The 12571-nt window shown below is 37.1% G+C and carries 10 protein-coding genes and 1 tRNA gene; all 11 read right to left on the bottom strand.

Annotated features, from left to right (window positions below; genetic code table 11):
• Window positions 1-8: 8 nt before the first annotated feature.
• On the bottom strand, window positions 9-887 hold the full coding sequence (locus CLLU_RS09485) for a diguanylate cyclase (protein ID WP_106009506.1): 879 nt from the start codon (window positions 885-887) through the stop codon (window positions 9-11).
• Window positions 884-1234, bottom strand: a complete 351-nt coding sequence (locus CLLU_RS09480; protein ID WP_106009505.1) for a hypothetical protein — start codon at window positions 1232-1234, stop codon at window positions 884-886. Before CLLU_RS09480 ends, CLLU_RS09485 begins: the two co-directional genes overlap by 4 nt.
• A gap of 113 nt (window positions 1235-1347) precedes the next feature.
• Complete coding sequence (locus CLLU_RS09475) at window positions 1348-3852, bottom strand: MBL fold metallo-hydrolase (RefSeq protein WP_106009504.1); 2505 nt, start codon at window positions 3850-3852, stop codon at window positions 1348-1350.
• 359 nt (window positions 3853-4211) lie between these two features.
• Window positions 4212-5504 (bottom strand): oxalate/formate MFS antiporter, encoded by a 1293-nt coding sequence (oxlT, locus tag CLLU_RS09470; RefSeq protein ID WP_106009503.1) that lies wholly within the window; start codon window positions 5502-5504, stop codon window positions 4212-4214.
• 196 nt (window positions 5505-5700) lie between these two features.
• Window positions 5701-6645 carry an oxalate oxidoreductase subunit beta gene (locus CLLU_RS09465; RefSeq protein ID WP_106009502.1) on the bottom strand — a complete coding sequence of 315 codons (945 nt, stop codon included), beginning with the start codon at window positions 6643-6645 and terminating at the stop codon, window positions 5701-5703.
• A gap of 20 nt (window positions 6646-6665) precedes the next feature.
• Window positions 6666-7856, bottom strand: coding sequence for an oxalate oxidoreductase subunit alpha (locus CLLU_RS09460; protein ID WP_106009501.1), 1191 nt, complete (start codon window positions 7854-7856; stop codon window positions 6666-6668).
• A 29-nt stretch (window positions 7857-7885) separates the two neighbouring features.
• Complete coding sequence (locus CLLU_RS09455) at window positions 7886-8179, bottom strand: 4Fe-4S binding protein (RefSeq protein WP_106009500.1); 294 nt, start codon at window positions 8177-8179, stop codon at window positions 7886-7888.
• Between the two features lie 26 nt (window positions 8180-8205).
• Complete coding sequence (locus CLLU_RS09450) at window positions 8206-8859, bottom strand: oxalate oxidoreductase subunit delta (protein WP_106009499.1); 654 nt, start codon at window positions 8857-8859, stop codon at window positions 8206-8208.
• Between the two features lie 46 nt (window positions 8860-8905).
• On the bottom strand, window positions 8906-11029 hold the full coding sequence (locus CLLU_RS09445) for an AAA family ATPase (protein WP_106009498.1): 2124 nt from the start codon (window positions 11027-11029) through the stop codon (window positions 8906-8908).
• Between the two features lie 375 nt (window positions 11030-11404).
• Window positions 11405-12088 carry a GntR family transcriptional regulator gene (locus CLLU_RS09440; RefSeq protein ID WP_106009497.1) on the bottom strand — a complete coding sequence of 228 codons (684 nt, stop codon included), beginning with the start codon at window positions 12086-12088 and terminating at the stop codon, window positions 11405-11407.
• A gap of 202 nt (window positions 12089-12290) precedes the next feature.
• A tRNA-Leu gene (locus CLLU_RS09435) sits at window positions 12291-12377 on the bottom strand.
• Between the last annotated feature and the right edge of the window lie 194 nt (window positions 12378-12571).

Here is a 12571-nt window from a genome sequence, read left to right as displayed (position 1 = left end):
TAAAATGATCATTTTTCATTAAAGCATATGTCATCCATACTCTCTGCTACAAATAAGTGACTGCTCATACTCTTAGCCTTGGTAGATGCAAGGCTTGCAGAATTGACCAATTTGTTTACTAACTCAAATACATCTCTCTCTTCATGTAGGTTGTCTGCTCTATATTCCGCCATACCTATGGATATTGAAACCGGAATCTCGTCTGGAAAACTGCCGCTTTTTATTGATTCTATCAATCTTTCAGACAATATCTTGTTTTCATTTAAAGGCTTCAGTGTCAGCATGGCAAATTCATCTCCTGCATATCTGCAGAGATAGATGTCCTCATCTAAACCAATATTTTCTTTTATTATACAAGCTATTGATTTTAATATTTTATCTCCATTTATATGGCCGTATTTTTTATTTATAAAACCAAAATTGTCCAGATCCATAAATATAATCGAGACCTCTTTACTCTCCATAATAAATTTATAAGCATAATAAAATATATAATCATTTTTATAAAGTCCTGTAAGCAGATCAATGTGTTTTCCCAATTCTATCTTTAGAACTATTCTTGTAATAAATCCTACAATTACATTCTTTTCTTTTATCAATACAACTTCCAGTTCTCTATCCGTGTTAAATATTTCCATCAATTCCCATATGTAAGTGTCTCCATTCAAACAAACATATTTATCTGACATGACATCTGCAATTATTCTGTTGGGATGGGCCCCGATCAGTTCTTTTTCTGTAATTATGCCAGCCAATTCATCAGAATCATAAACTACAAAACACACGATATCATTTTCATAAAAATGGTGTTGAATGGAATTTACTCCTGAAAATATATTAACTTTCACAAAATTTTTATCCGCTATACCTAAAACATTCTGTATCATAAATCTATGGATTTACTAACATGCAATGTTATACTAACCTGTGCTTTTATAATCATTGTTTCGTCAGCAATTTTACCTCCTTCCTCCATAATTATAGAAATCAACTTATTCTCAGGAATCAGATTTACTAAAGATTTTTTAATTACAATTGCCTCTACATATTTATGTTCTATTTTAATCACTTCATATTGTTCTGGAGAAAGCATGTCTACCATTCTTCTGGCGGCCTCCGGGCCAATAGGAGATCTTTTACCAATGATGAGAACATCCTGCATTGGAGGTACTTCAAATTCTGAAAAATACATTGATACTTCTGCTGTTTTCGTACCTTGATTTCTATTTTTCATTAACATGTCCCCTTCCTATATTTAAATATAATATTATCATATTTTGTCTAAATCTTCTATGATTAATTATTTTATGTTCCTCATATCTGTATGCAATAAGCCACATTTTATATTTACCATTTCAATACACAACCTGTCTTATACCCAAACTCAGTTTTTATCAGCTTCAGTTTTTCTTCCATGCTTTTCAGACAACTGTCTTTAATTTTTAGCTCTACACTCAAGTCAAGGGCATTAAAAGCAGGATTTTTTCTAAATTCTATACCTTCCTTTTTACAGAGCTCTACAGCCATCTTTATTATCTCATTTTGATTTGCACTCCCTGAGACACTTATGTCCCAACCTATACTATCTGCTATTTTTTTAATGCTTTCTTTATATTTTTTCCCTATTATAGGGCTTATAAAAGACAGTTCTATATATTTCTTATCCAAAAAAGATTTTACGCTTTTCCTATAGGGGCTAAATTCTTGATTGTAAAAAAAATCATCGATGAATTGTAAAGCCTTGTTTTGTTCCATAACATTATAAGCATTATCAGTTTTTACAACTATGCCATCTGTACCTTTAGAATTAGAAGCTGAATTCATGGTAGATCTAATCAAAATATCCATTCCCGTAATATTTTTAAATTCCCTGGATCTGCTCTCTTTTATATCAGGCGTTGAAGCCAAAATTACCAGAACTTCATTTTTCTCCAGCCTATAAGATATCTTGCTTATATCTTCCTGCCGCAAAAATTTTTTTACCACTTCTGAAACTGCATTTATATTTACCTTATTACTTATTTCAACCTTCCATCCCAGTTTTTCCTGAAATTTTTTTATAACATCATATATATCTTTATCCACTACAGCCGGGAAATCAAAGCTTAAAATAATTTTTTTCTCATCATATATATAGCTGGCTTTTTTAAAATTAAATTTGCCAAAATGTTCATATACGATCTCCCTCAATTCATTGGGTTTGAGCTCTTTCTTATCTAGAATTTTTCGTATCTTTTCCTCCTCCTGACAGCCAAACAAGAACAACCTTTTGCTGTCACTCTCAAAATATGGAGAATCAATTATGATTTTCTGAAAATGCTCAAAAGAATTTCCCAATTTATTACGACCTCTCCATATATAGAAGAGTTCTTCCAGCGTAAATAACTTTTTTTCATAATTAGAAGACACAAATCCCCATAGATTTCTCACATTGCCTTCATCTAATTCTTCATAGGAATTCATGATTTTGCCTATATATCTTTCCCGCTGTTTTCGAGGTCTGTGTACATATATTTCATAACTTTCCCCACATTTAGGAGCATATATTTCTCCAGTCACTTCCGAAAAAAGTTCTCTAGAAAAACCCTCCACTACCTTTTCATCTCCATGAACAATAAATATACTTCTTGGATTTAAAAGATGAATTAAAGACTTTATTTCAAATTTGTCACTATGAGCTGAAAGGCCTATTTTCTCAACTTTACACTTCACTTCAATGGTTTTTTCATTTATACATAATTTTTTATTCTCTTCATTTTTCAAAAGATCCAGCAGTTTTCTCCCTGGTGATTCTTCATCCTGGTAGCCGGTTATAACTATATATCCCTTTTCCAGGGCAGCTATTTTCTCTGCATAGTACTGACTGTAACCCCCTGTAAGCATTTCCGAGCTGGATATTATCACACAAGGCTCTTCGCTTTCCAATATATTTTTTCTGGTTTCATTATCCTTTACTGCAATTATATTGTCGTCATAAAATGGTTCAATACCCTTCAGTATCTTTTTGCCCAGAGAATTTTTAAGATACAGCGGGTTCAATTTATAGGTTCTGTTTATATCTCTTATCATTCCATCCACATAAACTTTAACATTTTTCAGCATTTTTTTGTTTATTGCCTTTTTTATGATCAGAATTACCTCCTGTGCCCTTCCAAGTGCAAAGGCCGGGATTAGCATTTTACCTTTTTCACTGATGCATTCATCTATTATATCCACAAGTTTTTCTTCCTCCACCTGTCTGTTTGAATGGAGTCTATCACCATAAGTGGATTCGAAAATTGCCGCATCCGGCCTCAATTTTGGCAGTTTCAATCCCTCTACGGTCTTCTGGGAAAACAGTGAAAAATCCCCGGAATAAAAAAACGAACCTTCCGGAGTAGTAATATAAACACAGCTGGCTCCCGCTATATGTCCTGCCATATAGAAAGTAAGAACTATATTATCAAATATAGAGAATTTAACCATGTAGTTTATGGGGAATACACGATTTAGCATGCTTATGACATCCTTTTCTGCATACAGGGGAATTTCTCCTTCCCTGTGATTCATAATTTTCAGGCTGTCATAGAGCAGAACCCTCATTAAATCCTTGGTCATTCTAGTTGTGTATATCCTAGCTTCTGGGTATTCCCTGCTTATGATTGGGAGAGAACCTATATGATCCATGTGTGCATGACTTATCACAATGGCATCTACACCGCCTTTATCCTGAATCAATTTGAAATCAGGCAGGGAATCCTTGGAGGAACTCTGCCTTATGCCGCAATCAAGCAATATATTTTTATTATATATCGTAAGCAGTATACAGCTGGCTCCCACCTCCCGGGCTCCTCCCAAAAATGAAATATCCATATTATCTAATTCTCCCTTCTTATATATCAATAGTACATGCAAGTTATAATTTACATAAAAAATGCTCCCTTATACAATTATAATATAGTACACAAAAAGTTATAAGACCATACTTTTATTGTAGTGAAAATTATTGAGGTACAGCTTTTATACAAAACCATACCTCAATAACAATATAAATTTCAAAATTGAATTTGTGAGATAAACCAATATTTTTAAATAATTTACAGTATATTCCCTATTAAAATAGGTATCTGGTATACCAAAAACTATTGAAATAGTTTTTGGCTTGTGATATACTGTAAACGTAACATGGGAAGTGGTGACAAGATAATTTGCAGAATATTTTCAATTGAATGCTATTCAGTGGTTTTAGTAACTTCTTCCTTAATTACAACAGGTTGTTTTTTCACTGGTTTTGGTATGCGAGGCAAAACCAGTGACATTATACAGGCATAAAGTGAAAGTACTGCAGCACAAGAAAATACTACATTCCATCCATAGGAGGTAGCCAGATATGCTCCCAGACCACCGCCTAAAATAGAAGCTATTCCTTTGCCGCTGTATAGAAATCCATAGTTAGTTGCGGCATAAGTGGAACCGAATACATCTGCATTAATTGGCGGGAATAAGGAGAATAATTGTCCCCAGGTGAACATTATAAGCATTAGACAAATTATATATAATATATTGTTACCGCCTATAATAGGCAAAACAAATAAAAATACCGCATTTAAACCGAAAGATATAAACATGGTTTTAGGACGACCCAATCTATCTGAAATCCATCCCCAAAAAATTCTACCTATCCCATTGGCAAGACTATTTAACATAACTGCCAGCACAATAATTGAAGAAGCTATACCCATTTCTTTTCCAAAAGGCTTTGTATTAGCTGTAATAATAAGTCCGCCTACGCTGATGGAAAAAAACATAGACCATATGATCCAGAAATTTGGAGTTTTCAGCATCTGCAGAGGACTAAACCCAATTTTGGATTGATCCAATTTACTGATTTCCTCCTTTTTATTGGGCATTTTTGATCCAACAGGATAACGCAGAATTAAGGCTACAATCAGGATTATAATACCCTGCAGCACTCCAGTAACCAGAAAAGCTTGTGTAACACCACTGTTTTGCAGCAGATTATTGATTATAGGTATAAAAGGCATTGATCCAAGACCAAAGGCACCTGCTATTATACCAGAAGCCATACCCCGTCGATCTGGAAACCAGCGGATTGCCACACTAACACACCCGCCATAGATAATTGCCGCACCAATTCCTGCCATAGCATATGAAAAATACAAACCGCTTACGGAATTCACTTGTCCCATCATACTCCATCCAAATCCAATGAGAAGACCTGCAATGATAAACATGAGTTTTGAGCCGAACCTATCCAGCAAATATCCTCCTGCCGGCTGTACAAAAGTTTCAAGCATGATAAATAAGGTAAACCCATATTGAATAACAGTTAGAGATGATTTTAACTGTGCTACCAGCGGAGTGGTAAACAAAGTCCAGGAGTATTGTAGATTTGCAATCATTACCATGGCCACAACAGCAGATATAAGCTGTACCCAACGGTTACCGAGAACTGATCCATATGCATTGATATTCTTGGCTTTCATATCATCAATATTGCTCATGCATAATTCCCCCTTCAATTAATATTCAATTGTAAAAATTACCTGATTCAAATCAATAAACCATTTTTACCACCCCCCTCTCCTATTTATTAGTTAGAACCCCGGAGTTGGTGAATCAACCCGGGGAGTAAACCTTTACTTGATATATTGAAAATTATGGTATCTCCATACTCTATTATATTACGTCCAAAATTTATTATTCCGCTACCGGAGGTACATTGTTCTCTACTTCAACTTCTCTCATGCGCTGATTCGCAAACTGCTGAAGTTTTTCAATATGTTCGGGCTTCAGATGACTGAATCGTCCTTGATATTTTATATACTCATCAACTGGTTTCAATTTGGCAGGTTTGTAAGTCAATTTGTATTTCCCATCTACAAGTTCGTACAGCTGTACCATACCTGTCTGAACTGCCAATTTGGCAATTTCAATTGTTTTTTCTGCTGGAAAACTCCATCCTTTTGGACATGGTGCATGAATGTAGAGAAAAGCCGGTCCATCCGCATTACAGGCCTTACGTACTTTATTCATCAAATCCAGAGGATAAGCCACTGATGCAGTACCAAGATATTTCAATTCAGGATGGCCGTGAGCCATAATTTTGGTTATATCCTTAGGCATAAGCTTTCTGCCTTCTGGAACTACAGGACCTGCGGGAGTAAAGGTAGTCCACGCTCCGTAAGGCGTGGTCGGAGAAGCTTGAATTCCCGTATTGGCATAGGATTCATTATCATAACAGATAAACACTATATTATGTCCGCGGTAGAAAGCAGCAGACAGTGACTGTATTCCAATATCAGTAGTACCGCCATCGCCGGCCATTACAATGATATTGGGATATTCTGCATCAGTCTTATGCTTGCGTATCATTGCCTTAAATGCCGCTGATATTCCGGAGGCAACCCCACCACCATTGGTAATCTGTGCATGTATCCATGGAACAGCCCAGGGTCCACACCCGTAGCTGGTGTTTGCAACATACATGCAGCCTGTAGGTCCTATAAAAATCGTATTTTTTCCTGCAGCTTTGGCCACTAATCTATATTGCAGTGCAGGACCACATCCGGCACAAGTACGATGACCTGGAACATAGTATTCCTCTTTTGGAGCTTTTTTAATAGATTTGATTTGTTCTAACACTTGACTTCCTCCTTTCATATTTACAATTCAAATGGCGACCAGTAACTCTGTTTTTCATTTTTTCCGGTCTCAGCTACATTTTTAATAATACTGTACATCTTATAGAACTCATCCTGGCTGATCATAGAGCCTCCAAGTCCTGCCACAAATCCAACGGTATCCACTTTCTTGTCACTGTTATACAAGGCTGCTCTGACTTCAGTCAAAAGAACACCTGCTCCACAGGATATTCCAAAATTGACCGAGTTATCCACCACACCTACCACTTTAAATTTACTCAGAGTCTCACGTACTTGTCTAGTTGGGAAAGGACGCAGTGTACGCAGTCGAACCACACCCACCTTTTCACCCAGATTTCTCAAATGTTTTGCAACATTTTTGGCTGTCTCGGCATGTCCTCCCTGGATGAAAATAACCGTTTCGGCACCATCGGTCATGTATTCTTCAAGCCATGGATCATATTTGCGTCCAAAGATATCCGCAAATTCTTCATGAACTTCTTCAAATACCTTATACACCCCTTCCACAGCCATATGTCTTTGATATTGAGTTCCAGGTCCCATTTCAGGCTCCATCTGAGGCCCTATAATCATTGGATTGCTTGTATCCAGCACATGATGATTTTTATAAGGCGGCAAAAATGCATCTACCTGCTCTTGTGACGGCACATCGACTTCCCCAAGAATATGGGATACGAAATACCCATCCTGACAGGCATACTGCGGCAGAAGAACCCGCGGATCTTCACCAATACGATAATACATAAGGCTTAAATCCAGTGCTTCCTGGGGTGTAGATGCCCATCCTTGAATCCATCCCTGATCACGACAGCACAGTGCATCAGTATGCTCCGATCCAAAATCACCTGGTGGATCCAGCGTACGATCCGCAATAGCCATCTGAAGAGGAAGTCTTTCACCTGAAATTGGAGAATACACTTCCATGGCATAGGTCACACCTACTCCGGAACTACCTGTAAAGGCCCTTGCTCCAGCGGCAGAAGCCCCATAGACAACGCTTAGCTGTCCGTGCTCTCCTTCACCTAGAACAAATTCAGCATCTAATTCTCCATCTGCCACCATTCTTGCCAGCTCCGACATGATTCCAGTATATGGACGAATTGGATATGAGCATATAACATCCACATTGGCCAGTTTTATGGCATTAGCTGTTGCCACACATCCTGACATTCTTTTTATATTGGTTTTCATTTTTTTAATTCACCTCCTATTGATATAAATCAATCTTTAAAATCCAGTTCAGGCACTAAAGTAATTGCTCCTACCGGACACACTTCACTACAGATTCCGCAGCCTTTACAATATTTCAGATTAAAAGTGATAGGACTATCTTCAGTCATAAGATTTACAGAGGAATCCGGGCAGCTAATCCAGCAAATCTGACACTGTGTACATTTTTCAGTATCCAATACCGGTCTCCTAGTACGCCAATTACCGGTAATCATGCCTTCATTCTCCTTTTTAGGGGAAGGTACAGTTCCTGCAAAGGGAATTTTTTCATATGGTACAGCCATTTTACAGCACCTCCTAATTTTAAATTTTAAACAGAAGCTTTCGGTATAGTATTTACATCTATAACAACTGCTTGTTTATAAGCTTTTTTCGCAGCATTTTTATTTACAACAATTTTAAGCAGATTATCAAATTTCACAATTTCAGTACCCTTGACAGCAGCTGCTGCCAGCACAGCACCAATACCCTTTCCAATTCCTGATGCATCTGTAGCGCCTTCGGCTCCCGAGAGAGTGATAATAGATTTTGAAAGACTATTTGCATCCACCGTAACAATTTTCGAAAGATTTTCTGTATTCTTTTTAATAAATCCAAACAGGTATTCCGGTGAGCGCTTCGTATTTACCACCAGCACAGCTCCCGGCTTTATTCCGGCTAAAACATCTACACCTTTTACAAGAGTCTCTTCTGTAAGAACTACAATATCGGGAGCCTCATTTTCATAAACATACTTGGACTCAATTTCCTGAGAACTAATTTTTCCATATGCCCTCACCGGAACATAGATACGGTCGGGAAGATCTACATAATTTTCCCATGCCTGAACATACTTGCCCTCCAATGCGGCAGCTTCAGTCAAGGAAACCACCACATCACGGGCTTCTTTATTCTCATAAACTCCTCTACCCCAAACTGTAATTTGTTTCAACCCTGGTTCATTAAACAAATTTTGATTTGACACCTTTATTCCACCTTCCTTTCTTTAATGGTCAACATTATAATCAATTTCAATGCTGAAATTTTGTTTTTATCACCCCCTCAAGCTTTTTCTGATTATTGATTTCATCAATGGATTGATTAAAGATATTTTGATCTATCTTTATTTTCAAGCCATTTTTTATTGACAGCATAATTGCTATAAACGAGGCCCTATGGCATATCCCGGCCAATTGTGCTCCACTCATGCCTCCAGTTTTTTCTGCCAGTTTTTTAAAATCCACATCTTCATCATCTATGGGCAGACCTCTGGAATGAATTTTAAAAATTGATTCTCTCTCAGCAGCCGTGGGCAAAGGCAGATCCAGAATATATTCAAATCGCCCCTCTCTCAGTAAAACAGAATCAATTAAATCTATTCTGCTGGTGGCAGCCAATACCGTGACTCCCTGAATTTTTTCCAGGGCATCAAATTCCAATATAAGCTGACTTATAAGTCCATTTTTTAAATTACTTGCCCCTGAAGTCCGGAAACGCACAATTCCATCTAACTCATCGAAAAATAAAATACAGGGAGAAGTCTGTTTAGCCTTGACAAATATATCATGTAAAACCCTTTCTGCCTCTCCCTTCCAGTGAGAAGCAAGCGTAAGGCCATTTATAACTATAAAATTTGTTCTTGCAGAATTTCCTGCGGCATTTGCTAGCATGGTTTTACCTGTTCCCGACGGCCCTGTTATCAAAATACCTTTAGGTGGTACAAATCTGTATATCTGACATAGATCAGGATGATGAAGCGGAAGTTCTACTAAAGCCTGCAAAACTTTTTTGGTTTTCTTCAGTCCCCCTATATCATCCCACCTTACATCTGGAATTTCCGAATAATATTCTCTCGTGGAGGACGGCTGAATTTCTCTCAGTGAATTCTTAAAATCATCCATTGAGACTTTAAAAGAAGGAATAACATTCTTCTCTGTAATTTTAGGCAGGATTTTTCTAAGCGCTGTCATCCCAGTCTCTTTGCATAATGCAGCCAGATCTGAACCCACAAATCCATAGGTGATTTTAGCCAATTCATCCAATTTAACATCTTTATCAAGAGGCATACATCTTGTATGAATCCGCAATATTCTAAGCCTTCCTTCCTTATTGGGAGGCATTATGGCAATTTCCCTGTCAAATCTTCCTGCACGTCTAAGTGCCGGATCTAGTGAATCAGGTATATTAGTGGCACCGATTACAACGACCTGACCCCGGCTTTCCAATCCATCCATAAGAGCAAGGAGCTGGGCCACCACCCTTTTTTCCACTTCACCATGTACATTTTCTCTTCTTGGTGCAATGGAATCCAATTCATCCAAAAAAATTATACTGGGCACACGGCTTTTGGCCTCCTTGAAAACTCCCCTTAATTTTGCCTCGCTCTCGCCGTAAAATTTATTCATTATTTCCGGTCCATTTACATGGATAAAATAGGCTTTTGTCTCCGAGGCCACTGCTCTTGCAATCAAAGTTTTACCAGTGCCTGGAGGCCCATGAAGTAATATTCCCTTAGGAGGCTCTATCCCCAATTTCTTGAATACATCAGGATATTTTAAAGGCAATTCTACAATCTCCCTTATCTTTTGAAGCTGCTCATCTAATCCACCTATATCTTCATATGTAATTCTGGAACCAGCAGTAACAAGCTCAGGTTGTACAAAAACAATATCAGTTTCTCTGCTTACTTTTACAATTCCTGACGGTGCTGTACCACTTACAAGAAAGTCATGTCTGTCATTTCCAAAAAGAGTCAGAGACAATTCATCCTCACAGATCAATGGTATTCCTCTCAGTGTACTTTTTACCTCGTCTTCATCTTCCCTTGTCCATTCGCAAGAGTTTTCCATTGGTGAAAGTACTACCTTCTGTGCTGTTTTCACTGCAGCTTTGCTAACTTCCACTTCACCATCTATTCCCACCCCGGCATTATGCCTGATTACACCGTCCATTTGAATCAGCGGACTGCCGTAAATATCACTAAAGGAGGGATAGACTTTTGCTGCAGTAACTTTACTGCCTTTTATACCGACAACATCTCCAGTGTCAGCACCCAGTTTCTCCATATCCTCTCTATTTATTCTCACAATTCCTTTGCGTGAATCCTCTATCAGCCCTTCTTTAACTTTCAGTTTAATAGAATTGAATTCAGCCATCTCATTAACCCCCCAGTAATTTTGAGCAACCATCAATTAATTCAAGCTAAATTTTGGCATATTTATGGTATACGGTATACCATAATGTCATCAAACTCCTCTTTAATTCATTACAAAATCAACACATTATATTCTTCAATGAATAAACAAACGGTCTGCTGTGTTGGTATTGATCTGGCATATCCACTGCTAAATCAATACCAATTTGCCTTATCTTATAATAATTGCACTTGTTAATTTTTCCATTTTTATTATAGCATTATCTTATACTGAATTCAACAAATTTTCAGAAAATTTTTCAATCCAGTATCACAAATTAATTTTGCATACACATAAATTCCCCAGCATCCAGCTGATGCCACCAAACATATACTATCATTTATTTTTATCTGAATAAGCCATACTGAGAAATATATGCCCTGAATTTTCAACATGCTTTTTCATGGCATCATAAGCAGCCTGACTATCATGTCTCTGCAGAGCATCAACTATTTCATTATGTTCCAGCACCACTTCTTCAATTCTGCCAGGCTTCGTATAAGTTAAATGAGTAAATTTATTTACATATTCACAAAGTGTATTTATGAAATAATATAAATGGGGACTGTCTGCTGACTTCCAGATACATTCATGAAATTTTTTATTTAGCGAACTCAATTTTCCATTATTTTCTTTTTTGTATTCCTCCACCATCTGACCCACAACTGAATTGAGATAATTCAATTCCTTGTCATTAATTTTCACAGCTGCGATACTGCAGCTCAGTGCCTCCAATGTAGTCCTGATAAGTTGAATTTCTTCAATATCCTCCTTGCTGAATCCTGAAACCACCACACCTTTACGGGGTATATAAGTTACCAGTCTTTCATATTGAAGCTGGCGGATTGCCTCACGTACAGGGGTCCTGCTTATCTTAAGCTGTTCTGCAATATTGCGTTCCACCAGCCGCTGACCCGGTTCTAATTTTCCATCTAATATGGCATTACGCAAAATGGAAAATACCGAATCCCGGATATATCCCCTATTGTCAAATCTTATAGGTGAAAATTGATATTCCACTTTATACTACCTCCCTAAAACTTTTAACATAATTCTCCATATATAATAATTATAATTCTCCCAATATATTAAATGCAAGTGGAATCAGCCAAATAATAACAAGTGCACAAAAAAGCACCCTAGAAAAAATTCCAAGATGCACTTTATCAAAATAAGCTGCATTTCCATTGGTTTATCACCAACAAAAATGCAGCTCATAATCTGGTGCCGGAGGCGGGAGTCGAACCCGCATGGTATCACTACCGACGGATTTTGAGTCCGTTGCGTCTGCCAATTCCACCACTTCGGCAAGCAACGAATATATGATATCACGAATATGATCCAAAATCAATAGTTGCTGTGAAATTCTTATCTAATTTTAAAAATAACTTTGTAAATGGACGTAAATTATATATTCGTATTTACAGCACAGTATATGGTTTTATTCATACATTTTTATAGCTTTTAAATAATATTATTTAGATTTATAATTATCACTAATAA

The sequence above is a fragment of the Clostridium luticellarii genome (assembly GCF_002995845.1).
Lineage (GTDB): Bacteria > Bacillota > Clostridia > Clostridiales > Clostridiaceae > Clostridium_B > Clostridium_B luticellarii.
This window is presented reverse-complemented; position numbering and strand designations above follow the sequence as displayed.

Excerpts from the sequence above, each read along its gene's own strand:
- CLLU_RS09485 (WP_106009506.1), bottom strand. The coding sequence starts at position 887 with ATGATACAGAATGTTTTAGGTATAGCGGATAAAAATTTTGTGAAAGTT.
- CLLU_RS09480 (WP_106009505.1), bottom strand. The coding sequence starts at position 1,234 with ATGAAAAATAGAAATCAAGGTACGAAAACAGCAGAAGTATCAATGTAT.
- CLLU_RS09475 (WP_106009504.1), bottom strand. The coding sequence starts at position 3,852 with ATGGATATTTCATTTTTGGGAGGAGCCCGGGAGGTGGGAGCCAGCTGT.
- oxlT (WP_106009503.1), bottom strand. The coding sequence starts at position 5,504 with ATGAGCAATATTGATGATATGAAAGCCAAGAATATCAATGCATATGGA.
- CLLU_RS09460 (WP_106009501.1), bottom strand. The coding sequence starts at position 7,856 with ATGAAAACCAATATAAAAAGAATGTCAGGATGTGTGGCAACAGCTAAT.
- CLLU_RS09455 (WP_106009500.1), bottom strand. The coding sequence starts at position 8,179 with ATGGCTGTACCATATGAAAAAATTCCCTTTGCAGGAACTGTACCTTCC.
- CLLU_RS09445 (WP_106009498.1), bottom strand. The coding sequence starts at position 11,029 with ATGGCTGAATTCAATTCTATTAAACTGAAAGTTAAAGAAGGGCTGATA.